Source organism: Xylanibacter brevis ATCC 19188 (genome assembly GCF_000621725.1).
Lineage (GTDB): Bacteria > Bacteroidota > Bacteroidia > Bacteroidales > Bacteroidaceae > Prevotella > Prevotella brevis.
On the sequence record NZ_KK211333.1, the window covers coordinates 95,991 to 118,197 of the forward strand.

Annotated in this window: 20 protein-coding genes and 4 tRNA genes; 15 read left to right on the top strand and 9 right to left on the bottom strand. The window is 47.7% G+C overall.

The window, feature by feature from the left end:
• Nucleotides 1-9 precede the first annotated feature (9 nt).
• From T433_RS0113070 to T433_RS0113120, 11 genes are all read left to right on the top strand, one after another.
• Nucleotides 10-492, top strand: a complete 483-nt coding sequence (locus T433_RS0113070) for a DUF4494 domain-containing protein (RefSeq protein ID WP_027449414.1) — start codon at nt 10-12, stop codon at nt 490-492.
• 10 nt (nt 493-502) lie between these two features.
• The gene (locus T433_RS0113075; RefSeq protein ID WP_044110010.1) at nt 503-1,174 is read left to right on the top strand and encodes a YggS family pyridoxal phosphate-dependent enzyme; all 672 of its coding nucleotides are present in this window, start codon (nt 503-505) and stop codon (nt 1,172-1,174) included.
• A gap of 8 nt (nt 1,175-1,182) precedes the next feature.
• Nucleotides 1,183-2,370 (top strand): carboxynorspermidine decarboxylase, encoded by a 1,188-nt coding sequence (gene nspC / locus T433_RS0113080; protein WP_027456111.1) that lies wholly within the window; start codon nt 1,183-1,185, stop codon nt 2,368-2,370.
• A gap of 115 nt (nt 2,371-2,485) precedes the next feature.
• Nucleotides 2,486-2,558: transfer RNA gene (locus T433_RS0113085), tRNA-Gly, on the top strand.
• A gap of 48 nt (nt 2,559-2,606) precedes the next feature.
• Nucleotides 2,607-2,688: transfer RNA gene (locus tag T433_RS0113090), tRNA-Leu, on the top strand.
• 28 nt (nt 2,689-2,716) lie between these two features.
• A tRNA-Leu gene (locus T433_RS0113095) sits at nt 2,717-2,803 on the top strand.
• 24 nt (nt 2,804-2,827) lie between these two features.
• Nucleotides 2,828-2,900, top strand: a tRNA-Gly gene (locus tag T433_RS0113100).
• Nucleotides 2,901-2,933: 33 nt separating this feature from the next.
• Nucleotides 2,934-3,494, top strand: coding sequence for a hypothetical protein (locus T433_RS0113105; RefSeq protein WP_027449411.1), 561 nt, complete (start codon nt 2,934-2,936; stop codon nt 3,492-3,494).
• Nucleotides 3,495-3,591: 97 nt separating this feature from the next.
• A complete protein-coding gene (locus T433_RS15555) occupies nt 3,592-4,056 on the top strand; it encodes a single-stranded DNA-binding protein (protein ID WP_081778503.1) in 465 nt (154 codons plus the stop codon).
• Nucleotides 4,057-4,065: 9 nt separating this feature from the next.
• A complete protein-coding gene (gene gldE, locus T433_RS0113115; RefSeq protein WP_081778504.1) occupies nt 4,066-5,388 on the top strand; it encodes a gliding motility-associated protein GldE in 1,323 nt (440 codons plus the stop codon).
• On the top strand, nt 5,375-5,908 hold the full coding sequence (locus T433_RS0113120; RefSeq protein WP_027456112.1) for a 4'-phosphopantetheinyl transferase family protein: 534 nt from the start codon (nt 5,375-5,377) through the stop codon (nt 5,906-5,908). Before gldE ends, T433_RS0113120 begins: the two co-directional genes overlap by 14 nt.
• Here T433_RS0113120 and T433_RS16070 read toward each other — a convergent pair.
• Complete coding sequence (locus T433_RS16070; RefSeq protein WP_081778505.1) at nt 5,896-7,152, bottom strand: clostripain-related cysteine peptidase; 1,257 nt, start codon at nt 7,150-7,152, stop codon at nt 5,896-5,898. The genes T433_RS0113120 and T433_RS16070 overlap by 13 nt on opposite strands.
• A gap of 88 nt (nt 7,153-7,240) precedes the next feature.
• Between T433_RS16070 and T433_RS0113130 the strand changes: the two genes are divergently transcribed.
• Entirely contained in the window at nt 7,241-8,044 is an 804-nt protein-coding gene (locus tag T433_RS0113130) for a glycoside hydrolase family 25 protein (protein ID WP_248616532.1), read from the top strand.
• A 70-nt stretch (nt 8,045-8,114) separates the two neighbouring features.
• Here the strand turns inward: T433_RS0113130 and ilvC are convergent, their stop codons facing one another.
• The 3 genes from ilvC to T433_RS0113145 form a co-directional block, all read right to left on the bottom strand.
• The gene (gene ilvC / locus T433_RS0113135; protein ID WP_027456114.1) at nt 8,115-9,164 is read right to left on the bottom strand and encodes a ketol-acid reductoisomerase; all 1,050 of its coding nucleotides are present in this window, start codon (nt 9,162-9,164) and stop codon (nt 8,115-8,117) included.
• 199 nt (nt 9,165-9,363) lie between these two features.
• On the bottom strand, nt 9,364-10,314 hold the full coding sequence (locus T433_RS0113140; protein ID WP_027456115.1) for a D-2-hydroxyacid dehydrogenase: 951 nt from the start codon (nt 10,312-10,314) through the stop codon (nt 9,364-9,366).
• A gap of 23 nt (nt 10,315-10,337) precedes the next feature.
• A complete protein-coding gene (locus tag T433_RS0113145) occupies nt 10,338-11,099 on the bottom strand; it encodes a DNA alkylation repair protein (protein ID WP_027456116.1) in 762 nt (253 codons plus the stop codon).
• Nucleotides 11,100-11,369: 270 nt separating this feature from the next.
• On the opposite strand from T433_RS0113145, the gene T433_RS0113150 reads away from it, so the two are divergent.
• Nucleotides 11,370-12,194, top strand: a complete 825-nt coding sequence (locus T433_RS0113150) for a hypothetical protein (RefSeq protein ID WP_027456117.1) — start codon at nt 11,370-11,372, stop codon at nt 12,192-12,194.
• A 153-nt stretch (nt 12,195-12,347) separates the two neighbouring features.
• Here the strand turns inward: T433_RS0113150 and T433_RS16595 are convergent, their stop codons facing one another.
• Nucleotides 12,348-12,635 (bottom strand): hypothetical protein, encoded by a 288-nt coding sequence (locus T433_RS16595; RefSeq protein ID WP_155808518.1) that lies wholly within the window; start codon nt 12,633-12,635, stop codon nt 12,348-12,350.
• A gap of 367 nt (nt 12,636-13,002) precedes the next feature.
• Here T433_RS16595 and T433_RS0113160 point away from each other — a divergent pair, with 367 nt between their 5' ends.
• Nucleotides 13,003-13,200: a hypothetical protein gene (locus T433_RS0113160; RefSeq protein ID WP_027456119.1), complete on the top strand. Its 198-nt coding sequence runs from the start codon at nt 13,003-13,005 to the stop codon at nt 13,198-13,200.
• Between the two features lie 105 nt (nt 13,201-13,305).
• Here the strand turns inward: T433_RS0113160 and nifJ are convergent, their stop codons facing one another.
• From nifJ to T433_RS0113180, 4 genes are all read right to left on the bottom strand, one after another.
• Nucleotides 13,306-16,884 carry a pyruvate:ferredoxin (flavodoxin) oxidoreductase gene (gene nifJ / locus T433_RS0113165; RefSeq protein WP_027456120.1) on the bottom strand — a complete coding sequence of 1,193 codons (3,579 nt, stop codon included), beginning with the start codon at nt 16,882-16,884 and terminating at the stop codon, nt 13,306-13,308.
• Nucleotides 16,885-16,926: 42 nt separating this feature from the next.
• Entirely contained in the window at nt 16,927-18,114 is a 1,188-nt protein-coding gene (locus tag T433_RS0113170) for an ATP-binding protein (protein ID WP_027456121.1), read from the bottom strand.
• A 240-nt stretch (nt 18,115-18,354) separates the two neighbouring features.
• Nucleotides 18,355-18,771 carry a hypothetical protein gene (locus tag T433_RS0113175; protein ID WP_027456122.1) on the bottom strand — a complete coding sequence of 139 codons (417 nt, stop codon included), beginning with the start codon at nt 18,769-18,771 and terminating at the stop codon, nt 18,355-18,357.
• A gap of 34 nt (nt 18,772-18,805) precedes the next feature.
• Complete coding sequence (locus tag T433_RS0113180; protein ID WP_027456123.1) at nt 18,806-20,989, bottom strand: sodium-translocating pyrophosphatase; 2,184 nt, start codon at nt 20,987-20,989, stop codon at nt 18,806-18,808.
• Between the two features lie 123 nt (nt 20,990-21,112).
• Here T433_RS0113180 and T433_RS0113185 point away from each other — a divergent pair, with 123 nt between their 5' ends.
• Complete coding sequence (locus T433_RS0113185) at nt 21,113-22,195, top strand: hypothetical protein (RefSeq protein WP_027456124.1); 1,083 nt, start codon at nt 21,113-21,115, stop codon at nt 22,193-22,195.
• Nucleotides 22,196-22,207 lie beyond the last annotated feature (12 nt).

The window sequence follows — 22,207 nt, forward strand, 5'->3', positions numbered from 1 at the left end:
CAAATGGCAATGAGAAGTAGAACCGCTACATGGTTTGAGTGCAAAATACGCTACGAGAAAACTATGGAAGACGGCATGCAAAAGAAAGTTACTGAGGCTTATGTGGTAGATGCACTGAGCTTTAGCGAGGCAGAAGAACGTATCATCGAAGAGATGTCATCATATATCAGTGGTGAATTCACCGTAACCGATATCAAGAAGGCACCTTATGGCGAGATATTCTTCAGTGATCAGGAGATGGCCGACAAGTGGTATAAGGCAAAACTGCAGTTTATCACCATCGATGAGAAATCAGAGAAAGAGAAGAAATCTACCGTCAACTATCTGGTGCAGGCTGGTACTTTCAACGGTGCAGTGAAGAACCTCGACGAGGTGATGGGTGGTACAATGATTGATTACACCATTTCCAGCATCACTGAGACGCAGTTGATGGACGTCTATGAGCACACTGGAAAGACCAAGAAAGACGATAAACCCGAGTTTGAACAATAGTTTCATTGCTATGTATCCGGTAAAAGAAAAACTGAATGAAGTCCTCCAGTCGCTACCGAAAAGTGTGCGACTGGTGGCTATCAGTAAGTTTCATCCTGCAGATTTTATCACCGCTGCCTACGAAGAAGGACAGCGTGTGTTTGGCGAAAGCCACGAGCAGGAGCTGGCACAGAAAGTAAAAGAACTGCCTCAAGACATTGAGTGGCACTTCATCGGGCATCTACAGACTAATAAGGTGAAATATATTGCGCCTTATATCTCGATGATTGAAGCTGTGGATTCTCTGAAGTTGCTTCGCGAGATTGAGAAGCAGGCAGCCAAGTCTGATAGGGTGGTGAAGGTCCTGTTGGAACTTCATATTGCAGAAGAAGCCACTAAATATGGCTTAACACTCGATGCCTGTCGCCAGTTATTGGCCGACGGCGAGTGGCGACAGATGAGTCATGTTCAGATTTGCGGCCTGATGATGATGGCCTCAAACGTAGATGATGAAGAACAGATAGCACGTGAATTTGATACTGCAGCCAGCTTCTTCAACGAGGTAAAGGCACAGTATTTTGCCGATGATGACGCTTTCTGCGAGCGCTCGTGGGGCATGAGTGACGATTATCACATTGCCGTAGCCCACGGCAGTACGATGGTTCGCATAGGCACAACCATCTTTGGACCCAGAATATATTGATTGTTTTAATGGCAACACCTATTTATATTATAGAGGAGGCAAAGCTGAGACGCAACCTGCAGCTCATTGCCCATGTAGCAAAAGAGGCAGACGTTGAGATTATCCTTGCTTTTAAGGCTTTTGCACTTTGGAAAACGTTCCCCATTTTTCGTGAGTATATCAATAGCACTACAGCTAGCTCGCTCAGCGAAGCTCTGTTGGCATACGAAGAGTTTGGTGCTAAAGCACACACTTTCTCGCCAGCATATACCGATGATGAAATAGAACCTATCGTGCGATGCTCTTCGCATCTCACGTTCAATTCATTGTCACAATACGAACGTTATCACAAACGCGTGGCAAGAAAAGTCAGCATCGGTTTGCGTGTCAACCCCGAATATAGCGAGGTAGGCACACTGCTTTATAATCCTTGTGCACCTGGCACACGTTTCGGCGTGACTGCCGATAAATTGCCCGAGCAGCTACCTAGTGATATCGAAGGTTTTCATTGCCATTGCCATTGCGAGAGTGGGGCAGATGTGCTTGAGCGTACGTTGGTGCATATCGAGGAGAAATTCAGCAAGTGGTTCCCCCAGTTGAAGTGGCTCAACTTGGGCGGTGGCCATCTGATGACTCGCAAAGATTATGATGTTCCACACCTTATTAATATAATAAAGGGTTTGCACGAGCGCTATCCCTGGATGAAAATCATCCTGGAACCTGGCAGTGCCTTTGCTTGGCAAACCGGCCCCTTGGTGAGTCATGTCGTAGATGTGGTAGAGGATAAGGGTATCCGTACTGCTATTCTTGATGTCAGCTTTACCTGTCATATGCCCGACTGTTTAGAGATGCCATATTATCCTGACGTGCGTGGAGCAGAACATCTCAATCCAAAAGAAAGCATAGTTTGTGATGATTCTAAGCATTTGTCTGCATCAAAAACATCAAAATTTTGTTCTTCGACAACATCTGGTTACATCTATCGACTTGGAGGAAATAGTTGTTTGAGTGGTGACTTTATGGGAAATTGGTGCTTTAATCATGAATTAAAAGTGGGCGAAGAAGTGATTTTTGAGGATATGATCCACTACACAACCGTAAAAACATGCATGTTCAACGGCATCAGTCATCCAGCCATCGGAATGCTAAAAATGGACGGAAATCTCGAGATTTTGCGCCAATTTGGGTACGAAGACTATAAAAATCGCATGGATTAGCACTTTTTTTTTAAAAAAAATGCGGAAAAGTTTTGGCAGTTCAAAAAAAAGCAGTACCTTTGCAACCGCAATCGAGAGAGATATGCTAACACACTGAATTTAGTGCGATAAACAGGCGGAAATAGCTCAGTTGGTAGAGCACAACCTTGCCAAGGTTGGGGTCGCGGGTCCGAGTCCCGTTTTCCGCTCAACATATTGAACAAAAAGAGAGATTAGGGAAGGCCTTAATCGTAAATGCCCAGGTGGCGGAATTGGTAGACGCGCACGTTTCAGGTGCGTGTGCCGCAAGGCGTGCAGGTTCGAGTCCTGTTCTGGGCACTCTTTTTATTCAAATGTGAATCATGTTGGAGAGGTGGCGGAATTGGTAGACGCGCTACTTTGAGGGGGTAGTGTCAATTGCGACGTGGGAGTTCGAGTCTCCTCCTCTTCACCATTTTAAACCCTTCTTTGAAATTATGCGGAAATAGCTCAGTTGGTAGAGCACAACCTTGCCAAGGTTGGGGTCGCGGGTCCGAGTCCCGTTTTCCGCTCCTCTTAATATTACAGGAAAACATCTTCAAATCATGAATTTATACTTAAGATATTTTGATAAAGAGACACTTGTCTATAGTGTCGACGAAGCTATCGACTTTTTGAAAAGTATCGATGAAATAGGAATGAATCCTGTTCTTGAAGCCGATATCCGTGATTATGTCGATAGTGATGTCTTGTATCCTAAGCGTTATAAAATTCGTCCCCGTGTTTATTTCATTATTATAAAGACTGAAGCAGCGTCAATGGCTGACTTTAAGGAGAAGCGTGCGGTGCGTACGCCAGAGCCTCCTGTAGCAGCTCGTCAGGTTTCGCCCGTCATTATGAAGTTGAACGAGGAACTTGAGGGATGGTATGAAGGTGAAATTGACTTTAAGCGTGTTTTGATGGTGCCTGGCACAGGTAAGTTCCAGTATCGCGACACTCACTTCGTTGCACAGGTGAAGGCTATGTCTGGCATCGATTGCTATAATCGTATTGTCGATTACCTGCGTGAGCGAGTTGACAATCGCAGCCAGTTCCCTTCTGTAAAAGGAAAGAATTTCCATTTCCGCTTCTTAGGTAAGGCAAAGCCTCTTAACACTGAAGCCTAATACATAATTGTTTCATAGAACTTTTAATTCTTGAAACCAATAACCATTGGAAATTCAAATTCTTAGGAGCTTTAATTATTAAATAGATAATAAAGGTATGAACAAGGTGATGTTGATAGGCAATGTGGGCCGCGATCCTGAGGTACGCTACGTAGATCAGGGACAGGCTGTGGCACGTTTGACATTGGCAACCACCGAACGTGGCTATACATTGCAGAATGGAACCCAGGTGCCTGAACGCACAGAGTGGCATAATGTGATTCTTTGGCGTAAGTTGGCCGAGGTCGTAGAGCACTATGTTCATAAGGGCGACAAACTCTATATCGAAGGTCGTATTCACTATGCCTCTTACGATGACAAACAGGGCAAGCGACAGTTCTATACCGAGATATGGGCAGACAATATGGAAATGTTGACGCCTAAACAAGCTTCTTCTACTTATGGTGCTACTACTTCTGCAGCTGGTTCCTCTTCTTCTGTTGCTGCTGCTTCGAATAGTGGTGCAGGGCAAGGACAGACAACATCCGATGCTGGAACCGAAGACGAACCTTTGCCTTTTTAATCATTAGAAATGGACTATCTCCAAGAAATACTAACCGAAGTACATCTGAATCCGATTGGATTCGGAGCCTTTATCTCAGCCTTTTTAGCTTGTGTCTTATTGCTTTTCTCTGGATTCGCTTCGGGATCTGAGATTGCTTTTTTCTCGCTCTCTCCTACAGATCTTAGCGAGTTAGACGAGGAAAAGAATAAGCAAGATAAGAAAATTGTTTTTCTTCGCGAAGATTCAGAGCGCACACTAGCCACTATTTTGATAACCAACAATTTGGTGAATGTTACAATCATTATGCTTTGTAACTTCTTCTTTTCGTCTGTTGTACATTTCGGAAATGCTGTGTGGCTTGAATTCTTGGTTATCACCGTTTTACTGACTTTCCTTTTGTTGCTCTTTGGCGAGATTATGCCAAAGGTATATTGTTCGCAGCATGCCCTTGCTGTGTGTCGTATGTTTGCGCCCTCTATTATGGTGCTTCGTAAGGTCTTCTATCCTCTGTCCAGTATCTTGATTCGTGCAGGTGTGCTGGCCGAAAAAGTGGTGCAGAAAGAAAATCGAGTTTTGAGTGTCGATGATCTGGAACAAGCATTAGAACTTACAGATAAGGAAGACTTGAAGGAGGAGAAGAACATGCTTGAAGGCATTGTGCGTTTTGGCGACGAGACTGCCAAAGAGGTAATGACTAGTCGTCAAGACATTGTGGATTTAAATTTCCGCTCTACGTTCCCTGAAGTTATAAAGTGTATAGTTGAAAACAACTATTCGCGTATTCCCGTTTATCAGGATTCTGTCGATAACATACGTGGCATCTTGTATATCAAGGACTTGTTGCCTCATCTTGGCAAGCCATCTACGTTTCGTTGGCAGTCGCTGATTCGTCCGCCTTATTTTGTGCCGGAAACAAAGAAGATTGACGATTTGCTTCGCGATTTCCAAGAGAACAAGGTGCACATCGCTATTGTCGTCGATGAGTTTGGTGGCACCAGTGGTCTTATCACGTTGGAAGACGTGCTCGAGGAGATTGTGGGTGAAATTAACGATGAATACGATGAAGAGGAGAAGAGCTATACACGTATAAATGCCAACACCTATGTGTTTGAAGGAAAAACGCTCCTTACCGATTTCTATCGCATATTAGAGCTTGATGATGATGTGTTTGAAGAGGTAGAAGGAGATGCCGACACGCTAGCAGGCTTAATGCTAGAGTTGAAGGGCGATATTCCCAGCGAACACGAGCGTATAGACTATAAGAACTTCAAGTTCGAGATTGTAGAACTTGATGGTCATCGCATATCTAAGATAAAGGTGATTGTAAGCAAAGACAATGTCGCTGATTGAAATTCGTCAACTGTCTGATCATACCCGTCTGGGGCTCTGGCGCATGGATGAACCTTTCGATGGCAGTGCTCGCGAAAGGGAGCGTGATGCTGTACATCGGCTATTGCATGCAATGACGGGCGATGATACACTTTGCATAGGACATGAGCCAAGTGGCAAACCCACATTGCCGGGGTGGCATATCAGTGTCAGCCATACGCGAGGTTTTGCTGCACTCATTCTCTCTGACAGACAGGAGGTAGCAGTAGATATAGAGTATCAGTCCGACAGGGTGGGGCGTATAGCCAAGAAGTTTATACGCGATGACGAGCCGGTTACCTCAATCGAGGATATGTTGCTATTATGGTCGGCCAAAGAGACGCTCTACAAACTTCATTCTTCGGCACACTTACAGTATTTCGATATGCGCTTGCGCGAGATGAGCGACGCGGTGATGCTTCTCGAAGATATGAAGTTAAACCAGATTGTGGCGATACACTTTGAATGTTCTGCAGATTATGTTCTGACCTATTCTTTTTGAAGGTCTAAAGAACTTAAACCTGCAGCATAGTACCATTCATAGTTTTTGATATATTCTGCACAGACGTTGTAGAAGTTGGTGTTTGTGAGTTGTTGTGGCACATACATGCTAACACCGCCATATCTCTCTTCAGAGAGCATTTCGAAGACGCTGGTAGGTAGATAGATCGTTTGCCACTTGTCGTAAACGCGATAGACCACAGCACGATCGAATGCTTCTTTCCAAATTTTATAATCTTCCGTATCGGCCTTGTGAAGGAAGAAGTCGTTGATGTCATGGAATGTGTCAATCATCCTCATCTCTGGCAGATATTCATACTTTCCGTAATAAAGTAGGCCGTTCAGGTTGTAGCTGTTTTGCATATTAAGGTTGCCAATAATCTGTTTGGTAGCATTGGCCAGCGATAGCAGTTCGGAAGTTTTAATCACAGATAGTGCTACACGTGCCTGGTAAGATTCAGTCTTGTTGACTCTGATGCTGATGGTTTGATGGAAGTAGCTATCCACAATATCCTCGTAGAAATTAGTGGTGGTGCCAAACAATGTTGGTGTTAGCTGGTCATATGGTGCCCCAATACCAGGAATTTCTGCTGGCGATCCGATGATATAGTCGGCCACGTCTCTCAGTTCGTAGGCACTTTCTATGCATTGCGCATAGCAGCAGTCGTTAAGGATGAAACACAACGGATGGCCCCACTGTCGCAGTATTTCTGCCAGAGTAGGTATGTTGATCCATTGTCCCACGTCTGTATAAGCGTTGTTACCGTTGTCTATGCCGTATGCCCGTCTGCTGTAAGCTATTGAGTCTTCTTTCAGCCATCCACTGCCGTGTCCCCATAGCACAAGTCCATATTCGTTGGCAGGATAGCGGTGCGACACGTAGTTCAATACGTTGAGCATTACGTGTGGATCAGACGATAGCGAGTCGGCATCAAAGTCGTAACGGTCTGTCAGCTTTCCATTTGCGATTCTTGCCAGGAAAGGCGTTTCTCTGGTGCTGGCATTGTCCACATACACCACCAAAGCCTGACCATCGTTGAGCTTCTTTGAACCCTCATACATTTCTTTCAGTTCGTCATTGATAAATGTGCTGAGTCTGTTTTCGCCCGACATATAAACTAAGACGGTGCGCTGATACTCCCGATTAGGTCTAAACGGGTCGCCATCGTCCTCATCCTGACTGCAGGCGACGAATGCACAGATAGTGATTAAACAGATGAAATATCGGAAAAAATGTTTTCTCATTTTTGCTTTTCTCTTCTCATATGCAAAAATACATTATTTTTCGCACATATCTTATGGATTTCAAGAAAAAAAGCAGTATTTTTGTATCATGATTAAGGTAAAGCAGCGAATTACAATTCTTTTTACGATGTTACTTGCGTTGCTGGTGGTCTTACCCACCGATGCCACCGTGCGCCGTCATCGCAAGAGAGCTCGAACTCACCGAGTAGTCAGGAAACGCAGAGTAGTACGTCGAGTCGTGCCACCAACGATACACGAAAATCCACTTCTTTGTTGCGAGGATACTTGCAGTCATATTCATGGCATCGACCTGAGTCATTATCAGGGCGAGGTGTTTTGGAACACCATTGGTGAGCACACCAAGATGGCCTATGTCTATCTAAAGGCTTCTGAAGGTTCTGAGAATGTGGACCCTCTCTATGAGCGCAATATCGACCTGGCTCATCGCCACGGGCTGAAGGTGGGTTCCTACCATTTCTTCCGTCCTGCTGCCGATTTGCAGACGCAGCTTGAGAACTTTAAAGCCCAGTGTCTGCCTGGCGAGCAAGACCTTATACCGATGCTCGATGTAGAGACCGACGGCCGCTTGTCGTCAGAAGAGTTTTGTGACTCATTGCTCAAGATGTTGTCGTTGATGGAAGAGGCCTATCATCAGAAACCTTTGGTCTATACCTATCGTAATTTCTACAACAAGCATCTGCAGGGTAAGATAGACGACTACCAGTTGATGGTGGCTATGTATGCCGATGAAGAACCTGTGCTGGATGATGGGCGCGACTATACCTTATGGCAGTATTCCTGTCGTGGTCGCATCATGGGCGTCACGGGGTTGGTGGATAAGAGCCGCTTCATGGGCAGCCACGAATTGCGAGATATTCGATTCAGACATTAGGTTAGATATAAAATACAAGAGAGAGGATACGCACGTATCCTCTCTCTTGTGTTTATTGGCTAGAATGCGTTTATACATCCTGATTCTCAGGACGCAGCTTGCGAACGGTTTCGCCAGCACGCCACATCTCCTGATTGCGCATAGCTTCCAATTCCTTCTCCAGTCCTGCACGATAGTCGGGCTTTGAGTTGGCGTCGATGGTAATCTGTGCTTCGTTGCCAGTCTTTACTGAGTAATACAGCCACTCCATTACGGGCTTTATAGCATCGTGGAAGCGTGGAGCCCAATCCAAAGCACCGCGCTGGGCTGTTGTAGAACAGTTTGCGTACATCCAGTCCATACCTTTCTCGCCAAACAGCGGGCCAAGACTCTGAGTCAGCTCCTCAACGGTCTCGTTGAAGGCTTCAGAAGGAGTATGACCATTCTCGCGCAATACCTCATATTGTGCCAGCAGTAATCCCTGGATAGCACCCATCAGCGAACCGCGCTCGCCAGTGAGGTCAGATGTAGCCTCGCGCTGGAATGTGGTCTCAAACAGGTAGCCAGCACCGATACCGATACCGAAGGCCAGTGTCTTCTCCTTAGCCTTGCCAGACGCATCCTGATATACAGCGTATGAGCAGTTCAGTCCGCGACCCTCGCAGAACATAGTGCGCAGCGATGTACCCGAACCCTTTGGTGCAACCATGATAACGTCAACATCCTTTGGGGGCACAACGCCTGTGCGATCGCTCCAGTTAATGGCGAAGCCGTGGCTGTAGTAAAGCGTCTTGCCGGGCTTCAGATATTGCTTGATGGTGGGCCACTGCTGAATCTGTCCAGCATCGCTCAGAAGCATACACAGAATGGTACCTTTCTCAGCGGCCTCTTCAATAGAGAACAGCGTCTTACCGGGCACCCATCCATCGGCCACAGCCTTGTCGTAGGTCTTTCCCTGACGCTGGCCCACGATGACGTTGAATCCATTGTCGCGCAGGTTGCATGCCTGTCCGGGGCCCTGCACACCATAGCCGATAACGGCGATTACTTCATCCTTCAATACTTCACGTGCTTTCTCCAAAGAGAACTCCTTGCTGGTGACAACAGTCTCGATAACGCCACCAAAATTCATTTCTGCCATAATTACTAATTATGTTTAATGTGTTATACATATCCCTTTGCACTATGCCAGCCCTAACCCGAGAGCCGTCGTTTTGTCAGCACAATCGGCATCTGCCCGAGATACCAACGAGGGATTAACTTATAAATCGACTGCAAAAGTAGTAAAAAAACTACGAACTCGCAAGTTTTATCGCGATAATTTACGAAATTGTTATTGTTTACACTACATTCTGCGGCTGACCATCAATGAATGCGCGGACGTTGCTGACGGCGATGCTGAGCAGACGAAGGCGAGCTTCGCAAGTGGCCCAGGCAATGTGGGGCGTCAGATAGGCATGGGGCTGACAGAGTAGGGGATTGTCGGCATGGGGTGGCTCGTCGGTGAGTACGTCGGCACAATAGGCGGCAAGGCGTCCTGCTTCGAGAGCCTCGGCTACATCGGCGTCATTGACCAGGGGACCACGACCCGTGTTGATGACGATAGCCGTTGGCTTCATCAGGGCTAGGGTCTTGGCATTGATGAAGTGACGATTGTCGGCAGTCAGCGGACAATGCAGCGAAAGTACGTCGGACGAAGAGAGCAGTTCGTTGAGATTTGCTTTCTGGATGCCTGCGGGCAGCGCATCAGCTGCTTTGCTGGTGAGCGCTTTCACCTGCATGCCGAAGGCCAGAGCTATCTGTGCCACTCTGTTGCCTATGTTGCCAAGTCCCACGATGCCGAAGGTCTTGCCTGCGAGTTCCATCAGTGGCGTGTCCCAATAGCAGAAATCTGGATTCTGGCTCCAGCGGCCTTGGCGGTTCTGAAGGGCATAATGCTCCGTGCGGTTGGTCACAGTCAGCAGATGGGCAAATACCATCTGGGCAACACTCTCTGTGCTGTAGGCCGGAACGTTGGTCACGATGATGCCACGTTCGTGGGCAGCCTGTGTGTCAACCACGTTATAGCCCGTGGCCAGCACACCGATGTAACGTAGTTTTGGCAATTGTTCTATCTCTTTACGCCCAAGTACAACTTTGTTGGTCAGCACTACCTCGGCATCTGCAGCCCTGGTCACCGTTTCTTCAGGTTTTGTGCGGTCATAGATTGTCACGTCACCCAACTCTCGTAAGCCCTCCCACGACAAATCGCCTGGGTTTGCCGCATATCCGTCAAGAATGATTATCTTCATTTTTTCTTTTTCTATTTTTGTGTTTATTGTTGCATCCAATATTTCCGTTCAGTATCGTTCATCTTTTCGATGGCATAGCGCAGCGTGGTTCGTGGCATTTCGTGGACATGCTGGTGTAGGAAGTCGCGCAACAAGTCCATAGACACTCTCTTGCCCATCTCGCGAAGCATCCAGCCGACGGCCTTGTGCATCAGATCGTGCGGATGGTGCAGGTGTATCTCTGCATAGCGCAGACACCACGAAGCATCGCCCATCTGTGAGGTCTTCCAAGTGCAGACGATGCTCATGCGCTGCTTCCAAAGATTGGTGCTTGTGGCCAGTTCGTCGAGCACTTCCTTCTTCTTCTTTTCTTCTTCCTTTGAAGGTGCGGGGCAGGCAACCCATGCCCCCAGTATTTTAGGTGCCGACATATCAACCAAGTCCCAATTGTTTGCCTGTTCGGCATACTTCAAATAGAGTGTCAGTATCTCCTCACGTTTTCTGATAGCCTCAGCATCGTTAATGAGCCGTTTGGCTGTCAGTCGTTCGAAATGCCAGACGAGAATCAACAGTCCGCAGAGCCGCACCTCGTGCCAACGGCACATCAGTAATTCCGGAATCTCGCTGAGCGGTGTGTCTTTTGCAGCCGCCTTAACCACCTCGCGTGTCTTCGGCACCTTGATGCCCAGAAACTCATCGCCGTAGCCATATTCGCCAGGTGCAGTCTTGAAAAAGCGCATCAGCACCTGCCGCTGCTCCTCGTCGTGCAGCGACTCCATATACTGTATAATCTCTTTTGCAGTCATCTCGTCTTGATTCTTCGACTGCAAATTTACGAAAAAACAGTGTAAAAGTCGTATTTAATGCCTTTTTTCTTTTACGAATTAAAAGGTATGGTTTTAATGCACAATACTTGTGGAATTGAAGAATAAACCAGGTTTTTAAACAATATTATTTCTTTCTTTTTGTGGGTAGAGTGGTATCTGATTACAAATATTTTCGTATATTTGCACAAAAACTAATCAACATGTTTATGGGCATCCTATGCCATTTCTATTAACCATAAATATTAAGCGATGAACAAATCATTGAAAATGCTGATGGCAGCAGCATTTCTTTCTCTGCCAATAGTAGCAAACGCACAGACGGAAAATCCGCGTGGCATCTATAAGATGACAACTCTTACAGGTAAGATGGGCGAGGTGAAAGCTCCATTCGAGCAGTACAAAATCTGTACCGACAGTGTGACACTCATGGTATCGGAGCGAGCTGCATTCTTCAACATCTCCAACAACGACCATCGAGTGTTCAACTATACTGGAGAGCAGCCAACATCGGAAGCTGATAAGAGTCCACTTATCTACGACAGCAACGACAAGCAGTTCAAACTGAAATGGTGGAGTACTTATCCCAACCATATCCATTTCCCCAATAACGACTGGTGCATAGAGAAGTACGAATCGGGGAAGTACACAGAGAAGAGCAAGCCGTTTTTCGATGCAATTACCGGCGCCTCAGATGTGGATGCAAGCAATCCCCTGACAGGCACATGGCGCTTTATCGGCTATGTGGACGAACTGCGTGATGTGAAGAGAGAACTTCTCAAGTTGCATGAACAATACGATAAGAGTAAGTATTTCAACAGCTTTTTCGTCTTTGCACCCAAGTACCTGACGATGCTAATCCAAAATGGTGGAGTTGTTGATAAAATCTATTACAACGGAAAGAAGTCTTATAAGTGCGGCAACATGACCCGCCAAGTGAAATGGCTTTCTAAAGATCGCATCGCTGTAGAAGAGCATATAGACTATCGCACCGACTGGATGATTCTGGAGCGCGTGACCGATGGCACAACCCCATTGAGCCACATCGCTAGTCAGTTTGTTTCGAAAACACGGTGATGATGTGAGTGTAAAGCCCTGAAAGGGCGAATTTAGAATTGACATCTTCAGACTTTAGACGTGAATCAAACGCAATGCTTTCACGTTGCATAAGCATAACTTTTCTTCGTGAAAAGTATTACTTTTCGGTGTGTAAAGTACTACTTTTGATGTTTAATGCGTCACTTTTGCTATAAAACCTTCTTCTCTTTCGCATCGTGAAATAGAGAGAAACGATGAATTTGTTATCAAAAGAAGGGGTTTTCGCATCACTTTTGAGGCTTGAGAGAGCAGTAATTTAATGCATTCTGTACCTTTGCCGAGGTTTGGCATAGCGGGCGCAGTCGCTTTACTAATTTTGTATCTCATTGATAATCTGCTTTTTAGATGAAAATAAATGGTTGCTAATATGACCTCGTGTTCCAGTTCCAGTTGTTCCAGTTTTATTTTTGGCAGTTCCATTATCCCTATTTCTATATATAACTATCTATATATTAATTAGTTATGAATATATAATAAGGGGATTTGTCTCTCAAATTTTAATTGGAACAACTGGAACTGGAACAGAAGTGCTCTTAAATTACCTTCTCTCTACTAGGCATTCCAACGCCCACAGTAGTTCGTCGTAAGTGTAGATTTGTATTAAAGTGAAACAGAAATGGCTAATTTACATTGACGTACTCGCTTCGATACTTCCTGTCGTTTCGTCGTGCGGAGACGATGAAGAGGAGGAAATTGTTGTGGGTGGAAGAAACAATCTCTTTAAACAGATTATTGGAACGTGGAGGTGCATGGATAGCTATATTTTTTCGATGACATACAGCAGGAAATGATGGAAATGGATGTTATGTGGAATAAAAAAATTGAATTACATCGTGATAAAACATATTCTTCTGATTTTTCTGATTTTGGTGAAACTGGAACATTCGAATTAGGCGACAATACAATCACATTGAAAAGTGATGAAACAAATAAAAGAAGAGCGGCGCATCCGATGTGGGTGCGTCGCTCTTTGTATGGAAGGTAGTCAGCAGGGGAACTGCTGACCACACTTTTTCTTAGTCTTCCCAATTTTGACTTCGTCGAGATTGAATCTTCGCTCGGCAATGATTAAGCGAGCTTATCATTGCTCTTACTCAGTCCAATCTTCCTGAGACTTGCGGATGTAAGTCTTGTAGCGGAGCTGGGCCATCTTCTGAGCCTCAGCGAAGAGCTCTTCGGCCTCGTTAGGATAAGCCTTCTTAACTGACAGGTAGCGAACCTCGCCGAGCAGGAAGTCGTGGAAGTTCTCCCAGTTGGGCTCCTTAGAGTCGAGTGAGAATGGGTTCTTGCCTTCCTCTGCCAGAGCTGGGTTGAAACGCCACAGGTGCCAGTAACCGCACTCAACAGCCTTCTTCTCCTCGGCCTGGCTCTTACCCATACCGCCCTTGGCCTTCAAGCCGTGGTTGATACATGGAGCATAGGCGATGATGATTGAAGGTCCGTGCCATGCCTCAGCCTCGCGGATGGCCTTGAGGGTCTGTGCGTGGTCGGCGCCCATAGCAATCTGAGCTACATATACATAACCGTAGGTTGTGGCAATCATACCCAGATCCTTCTTGCGGATGCGCTTACCCTGAGCAGCGAACTGAGCGATAGCACCAAGAGGAGTAGCCTTAGAAGCCTGACCACCGGTGTTAGAGTAAACTTCGGTATCGAGTACCAGGATGTTTACATCCTCGCCAGAAGCAATCACGTGGTCGAGACCACCGTAACCGATATCGTAAGAAGCACCGTCACCACCGATGATCCACTGTGAGCGCTTAACCAGGTAGTGATCCAGAGTCTGGAGCTCCTTGCAAATCTCGCAACCCTTAGCGGCGCAAGCAGCAATCTCTGCGCGCAACTTTGGAGCAATCTCCTTGGTCTTGTCGGCATCATCCTTGTTGGCAATCCACTCCTCGGCCAGAGCCTTGTACTCAGGAGTTACGTCGCACTTCTCGCAAGCTTCAGCCAGCAGCTTAGCAACGCGCTCCTTCATCTTCTTGTTACCGAGAGCCATACCCAGACCGAACTCGCAGAAGTCCTCGAACAGAGAGTTGTTGAATACAGGACCCTGACCCTTCTCGTTCTTGGTATAAGGTGTAGAAGGAATAGAAGCAGAGTAGATTGAAGAACATCCAGTAGCGTTGGCAATCATCTGACGATCACCAAACAGCTGAGAAATCAGCTTAACGTATGGAGTCTCACCGCAACCAGAGCATGCGCCTGAGAACTCGAACAGAGGCTGAGCGAACTGTGAGTTCTTAACGTTACTCTTGATGTCAACGAGGTTCTGCTTGCTCTTGACGTTCTTAACCAGGTACTCCCAGTTCTTAGCCTCCTGAACCATATCGGCAGCATCAGGATTGAATGGAGCCATGGTGAGAGCCTTACCAGTCTTAGGATTGCCTGGGCAGATATCAGCACAGTTACCGCAACCCAGACAGTCGAGTACAGATGTCTCGATGCGGAAGTGCATGCCCTTCATGGCAGCAGGTGCCTTCATCTCGATAGTGTCATCAGCAGCAGCGAAGCCCTTCAGTTCCTCGTCGTCGAGAACGAATGGACGGATAGCTGCGTGAGGACAGATGTAAGCACACTGGTTACACTGGATACAGTTGTCCTTGTTCCATACAGGAACGAAGGCCTCAACACCACGCTTCTCGTAAGCGGCTGTACCAACCTCCCAAGAACCATCAACGGTGTTGTGCTTAACGAAGTCAGAAACCTTCAGCAGGTCACCGGCCTGAGCGTTGATAGGACGAACCAGCTCCTTAACGAATGCGGGAGCGTCGTCGGCCTTAACCTCATCATCAGGCAGGTTAGCCCACTCAGGCTTAACTGTGAGCTGAACATACTCACCACCACGATCGATAGCGGCATAGTTCTTATCAACAACGTCCTGACCCTTAGCGCCGTAAGACTTCAGGGCGGCAGCCTTCATCTTCTCAACAGCGAGCTCAACGGGGATAACGCCGGTGATGCGGAAGAATGCACTCTGCAGGATAGTGTTGGTACGGTTGCCCAAACCAATCTCCTGTGCAATCTTAGTAGCGTTGATGGTATAAACAGTAATGTTGTTCTGTGCGAAGTAGCGCTTTACCTTGTTAGGCATGAACTTCTCGAGCTCGTCGGCGTCGAAGATGGTGTTCAGCAGGAACTGACCATTCTTCTGCAGACCACGAGTTACGTCGTACATGTGGAGGTAAGCCTGAACGTGGCAAGCCACGAAGTTAGGTGTGGTTACCAGGTAGGTAGAGCGGATAGGTGTATCACCGAAACGCAGGTGAGAGCAGGTGAAACCTCCCGACTTCTTAGAGTCGTAAGAGAAGTAAGCCTGGCAGTACTTGTCGGTGTTGTCGCCAATAATCTTAACTGAGTTCTTGTTAGCACCTACGGTACCATCGGCACCCAGACCGTAGAACTTAGCCTGGAACATGCCCTTTCCACCGAGTGCAATCTCCTCAACCTCAGGCAGAGAGGTGAAGGTGACGTCATCTACGATACCAACGGTGAAGTGGTTCTTGGGCTCGGGCATAGCGAGGTTGTTGAACACGCTGATGATCTGAGCAGGTGTGGTGTCGCGGCTACCAAGACCGTAGCGACCGCCAACGATAACAGGACGATCCTGAACATCGTAGAAAGCATCCTTCACGTCGAGGTACAGAGGCTCGCCGTTAGCGCCTGGCTCCTTAGTACGATCCAGAACGGCAATCTTCTTAACGGTCTTAGGAACAGCAGCCAGCAGGTGCTTAACTGAGAATGGACGATACAGGTGAACAGAGATCATACCAACCTTCTGACCATTTGCGTTCAGGTAGTCGATAGCCTCACGTGCAGCATCGGTAGCCGAACCCATGAGGATGATCATGCGGTCGGCATCCTCGGCTCCGTAGTATGAGAACAGGTGGTACTCACGACCAGTGATCTTTGAAATCTCGCCCAGGTACTTCTCTACTACTTCGGGAACTGAATCGTAGTATGGGTTACAAGCCTCACGGTGTGTGAAGAAGGTCTCGGGGTTCTCGGCAGTACCACGAGTGATAGGACGCTCAGGGCTCATAGCACGATCGCGGAAACGCTTGATGTACTCTTCCTTAACCAGAGGACGGATATCCTCCATGTCCATCATCTCAATCTTGTGATACTCGTGAGAGGTACGGAAACCATCGAAGAAGTTTACGAATGGAACCATAGTCTCGAGGGTAGCCAGGTGAGGAACAGCGGTAAGGTCCATAACCTCCTGAACTGAACCTGAGCAGAACATAGCAAAACCGGTCTGACGGCAAGCCATTACGTCCTGGTGGTCGCCAAAGATACACAGAGAGTGTGAAGCCAGCGTACGGGCAGAAACGTCGAATACGCAAGGAATCAGCTCACCGGCAATCTTGTACATGTTAGGAATCATCAGGAGCAAGCCCTGAGATGCGGTGAATGTAGTGGTGAGAGCACCAGCCTGCAGCGAACCGTGAACGGCACCGGCAGCACCAGCCTCTGACTGCATTTCCTGAACTGAGACGTTCTGGCCCCACAGGTTCTTACGACCACGGGCAGCCCACTCGTCAACATGCTCCGCCATAGGCGAAGACGGGGTGATGGGGTAGATAGCAGCTACCTCCGAGAACATGTAGCTCACGTGAGCTGCAGCCTCGTTACCATCACAGGTGATAAACTTCTTTTCTTTAGCCATTTGTTTAGAATAGAATATAAAAATGATATGTTTTTTTGCTGTCTAGTAGAGGAATCCCAGCAACCATAGCGGGATTTGATTATCCTTTCCTATTTCAGTATTGTATCTAGCGTATATTGTGTCGGGGGTGTACCTCATCTTGCTGGATGTCTCGGCGTTGCAGACTTTAAACTTCAGCTTCTCGTCGATGAGATAGAAGTTGTCGCGTGTGCTTTGATTCACCTTGTGATCCTTCCAGAGCGAGTTCACAAAGAAGGTTTCCATTGCGTCTTGCTTCTCTACGTGAATGGGGTAGATGGCATAGAGCAAGTTGGAATTGTGAAGCATCACCTTGGAGGGCTTTTTGGGGAAGTCCTCTCCGATGGGGTAAATCATGTTGAGCAGACGTGCATCGGTGAGATACTTGATGTAATTCATCACGGTGGCACGGCTGGTTTCTATGTCTTGAGCCAGCTTCGACACGTTGGGAGCCTTGGGGCCCTCTTCGGCCAACTGGTAGAACAGTTTTTTAATCTTTGTCAGGTATTTCAGCTCTATCTGCTTGATGAGCAGAATATCTACCTCGGTCATCATGTTCATGGTCTTCAGCAGGTTCTCAGAGTAATTGCGCTGTTCCTGGAAGAATGGATAGAAACCGTGGTGGATATAGTCGTTGAAATAGCGGTTGGGCGAAACTTTTGGTAGTATCTGTTTGATGATACGCTCGTGGTCGCTGAGTATCTCTTCGAGTGTATATGGACGGAAATTATTGCCTGTCAGTAGATTGATGAACTCGCGAAACGAGAAACCGCGCAGGTTGTATGACTTCACGATGCCGTTCAGTTCAGGATTCTCGTCCTTCAGGCGCATCACGCTACTGCCCGTGAACACAATCTTAAGACCAGGATACAGGTCATAGCACTTGCGCAGCTCCTGCGACCAGTTGTCCTGTTTGAAGACCTGATCTATCAGCAGCACGCGACCTCCGTGATAGTAAAAGTCGCCAGCAAAGTCGGCAATGCCTCGTCCTTGAAAGTAGAAGTTGTTCATGTTGATGTACAGACATTGGCGGTCTTGCACATCAAAGTGCTCCTTGGCATATTGGAGCAGGAATGTAGTTTTGCCAATGCCACGTGTACCCTTAATGCCAATCATGCGATCGTTCCAGTTAATCTCGTCCATCAACGTACGACGAACTGGGGCATTGACATGCTCAACCAAGTACTTATGTGTTCTAAAGAAAGCTTCCATTCCAAACAGTTATAGTTTCAAAACGCGGGCAAAGTTACAAAGAATTATTTAATTTGCAAAGCAGAGATTACAAAAAAATACCTCGTTAAACAATTTTTGCAGTTAAAAAACAGGTCTCTCGCTGCTATCCCCCCTAAGGAATAGTTACGGGAAACCTGTTGTTTGGTACCGCTAAAGTACCTGTTTAGTACCGCCAAAGTACTGGTTTGACACCGCCAAAGCGGAGCATTTTTCGAGATTTTAGTTCTCGCTCAAGTCTATATAAGAATAGGTAACGGTGCTGCCTTTAGCATCGGTGAGCGAAAGTGATTTTCCTTCCTCGTATCCGCTAACGGTGAATTGCTCCTGAGAGCTGTCTCCATAGGTCAGGGTAAGCACATTGGCGTTTCCGCTTGTTGTGATAGCATAAGTGAACTCGGTAGTTTCTTCTGTGCTGTAAATGTAGAGTGCGCCAGAACCATCAGCTTCGAAGACCAGAGCGAAAGACTTGTCAGGCGACTGCCAGGCTGTACCAGCCAGCTCGTTGGAGTTCTGGAAGAAAATCATATCGACGATGTCGATGATGGTCTTGACGTCATCCTCGTCACAGCTAGTGAACGTGGTTGTGGGTACTGCTGCACAAAGCAGGAACGTGAAAATGCTTAAAATCTTTTTCATTACTTGTTTTGTTGTTTTTATGAATAAATAAAAGTTAAGAGAATACGACTGTAAGTCCTGCCATCACGATGCTGACCATCGACATGAGTTTGATGAGGATGTTCAGCGAAGGACCAGAGGTGTCTTTGAACGGATCGCCAACGGTGTCGCCTACGATGGTGGCCTTGTGAGCAAAAGAGCCCTTGCCGCCGAAATTTCCTTCCTCTACCATCTTCTTGGCATTGTCCCAGGCACCACCCGCATTAGCCATGAAGATGGCGAGGGTGAAGCCACAGGAGAGTCCGCCCACGAGCAAGCCCATCACACCAGCGATGCCAAGCACGATGCCTACCACGATAGGAATGGCGATGGCCAAGAGCGAAGGAACGATCATCTCGTGCTGAGCAGCACGGGTGGAAATCTCCACGCAAGAGCCATAGTCAGGTGTGCCTGTACCTTCCAGGATGCCCTTAATCTCGCGGAACTGGCGACGCACCTCCTCCACCATCTTCTGGGCAGCACGTCCCACAGCCTCCATCGTGAGTCCGCAGAACAGGAAGGCAGCCATAGCGCCGATGAAGGCTCCCACGAGTACGCGCGGGTTCATGAGGTTCACCTGGAAGAAGTTCATGAAGTCGGGGATGGTGGCGTTGATAGCGTCAATCTCGTCGCCAGCCAGATTCACGATGAAGTCACCAGAACGATGCATCGCTATCTTCACCTCTTCTATATAAGAGGCGAGCAGAGCCAGTGCCGTGAGAGCTGCAGAACCGATAGCGAAGCCCTTACCTGTAGCAGCTGTCGTGTTGCCCAGCGCGTCGAGCGCATCAGTACGATGGCGCACCTCTTCACCCAGTTCGCTCATCTCGGCATTACCACCTGCATTGTCGGCAATAGGTCCGTAGGCATCGGTAGCCAATGTAATACCAAGCGTAGAGAGCATACCCACGGCAGCGATACCAATACCGTAAAGACCCTGAGAGAGCGCCTCAGCCTTCAGGTCGATGACGAATCCGTTGGCAAACAAGTAACTCAGCATGATGGCTACGCCAATGGTTACCACAGGAATGCAGGTTGACATCATGCCTGTGCCGATACCCTTGATAATCACGGTAGCAGAACCAGTCAGACCAGCCTCGGAAATCTTCTGCGTGGGCTTGTAACTATGAGATGTGTAGTATTCGGTAGCCTGTCCGATGATGACACCAGCAGCCAGACCCGTGATGACGGAGAACGAGAGCCCCAGCCAGTTGTCTATCTGCAGGGCGTAGAGAATGCCAAACGTGGCAATGGCGATGAGCAGAGCCGACACGTTGGTTCCTACAGACAAAGAGTGAAGCAGGTTCTTCATGGTGGCACCTTCCTTCGTGCGAACCAGGTAGATGCCCAGGATAGACAGGAACACGCCTACGGATGCTATCAGCATAGGTGCGATGACAGCCTTGAGCTGCATCTCGGGAACCATAGCGAAAGCCACGGCACCAAGGGCTGCGGTAGAAAGGATACTGCCACAATACGACTCATAGAGGTCGGCACCCATACCTGCCACATCGCCCACGTTGTCGCCTACGTTATCGGCAATGGTAGCAGGATTACGCGGGTCATCCTCGGGGATGTCGGCTTCCACCTTTCCCACAATGTCGGCACCCACATCGGCAGCCTTTGTATAGATACCACCACCCACACGAGCAAAGAGCGCCTGCGTAGAAGCACCCATACCGAAGGTCAGCATGGTGGTGGTGATAGAGATAAGTCCTTCAGGGTCGAAGGCATTCAATATGAGAAACCAGATGGCAATGTCGAGCAATCCCAGTCCTACTACTGTCAGACCCATCACGGCGCCAGAGCGGAAAGCAATCTTCAGGCCGCCGTCCAGGCTCTTGCGTGCGGCATTGGCTGTGCGGGCCGAGGCATAGGTCGCTGTTTTCATACCGAAGAAGCCTGCCAGTCCGCTAAAGAAACCACCAGTCAGGAAAGCAAACGGTACCCATGGATTCTGCACGCCAAAGCCATAGGCCATCACTGAGAAGATGAGAGCCAGGATGACGAAGACAATTGTAACAACTTTATACTGTTGTTTCAGATAAGCCATAGCTCCGTCGCGAACGTAGGCGGCAATCTCTTTCATACGTGCTGTACCCTCGTCGGCTTTCATCATCGACCTGAAGAAGAAATAAGCCATACCAAGCGCTGCGACAGATGCAGCAGGCACTAACCAAAAAGCATAAGGAATGTTCATAACATAGATTAATTTAGAGGTAATAAATATGTTTAGGTATTGCAAAAGTAGAGAATATTTCTGAATAAAGCAAGAGTGTTCGTGTTTTTTTTAGTATCTTTGTCGGCAAAAAAATAACAGGAGATGACACTACATATATTTAATCCCGAACACGATATCGCCCTTGCTGCCAATCTTGAAAATTTTACTTCGCCTCATGCCGGTAGGCAACTGCGCTACGAGTTGGGCTATCTGCCTGCTCTCTGGGCCGAAGCAGACGACGTCGTCTTGGTAGATGATGTGCGAGAGGCTGAGAAGAATTTTCAGGTGTTTAATACTTATGTGAAACGCATGGGTATGCAATGCGAACATCTGTCAAAGCCTCAGTTCGTGACGAAGCGTGAGTTGGCTTCGCTGACAGGTGTGAGCAGGGTAGAACCCTGGGGATGGGATCTGACTGTCAGGAGTATGCTGGCCAAAAACGGAATCCCGGAGACCGTGCTTCTTTCTATGGATGATATAGAGAAGGTGAGACAATTGTCGCATCGACGACTCACAGCCAGGATGCTGCCTTTGATGCAAACTGACAGTACGCTGGGACAGGCTCATGAGTTTTTTGATAGCAATGCTTTGCGCAGTTGGCAACAGGCTCATGGCTCTATAGTCATCAAGGCACCTTGGAGCAGCAGCGGGCGAGGTGTTAGGTTCTTCAAGGACGCAGCGTGGAATGCCAACCAAGAAGGGTGGTTGAACAATGTGCTGAAAAACCAGGGCAGCGTGATGGCAGAACCATATTATAATAAGGTGAAGGATTTCGCCATGGAATTTGAATGCATCGCGGGTAAGGTGACCTACTGTGGACTTTCGCTGTTCGATACTGCCAATGGTGCCTATACCGGCAACATTCTGGCCACTGAGAAGACTAAAGAGCAGATGATCTGTCGATATGTGACAGAAAAGCACTTGCACGAAGTCAAAGACAAGGCTATCATGGCCCTGGAGCAGCTGCTGGGAACCGACTACGAAGGACCATTGGGCATCGACATGATGATTGTCAATGATGGTGAGGCGGGATTGAAACTGCATCCTTGTGTAGAGGTCAATCTTAGGTGCACCATGGGGCATGTAGCTCTCTATCTCAGCGAGTTCTGCAACCCCAATCACGACGATGAGTGGGTTCGCGTGATGAGAAATCAGGGAACAGGATTGAAGTTGAGGTTATTGTGAAATAATTATCGT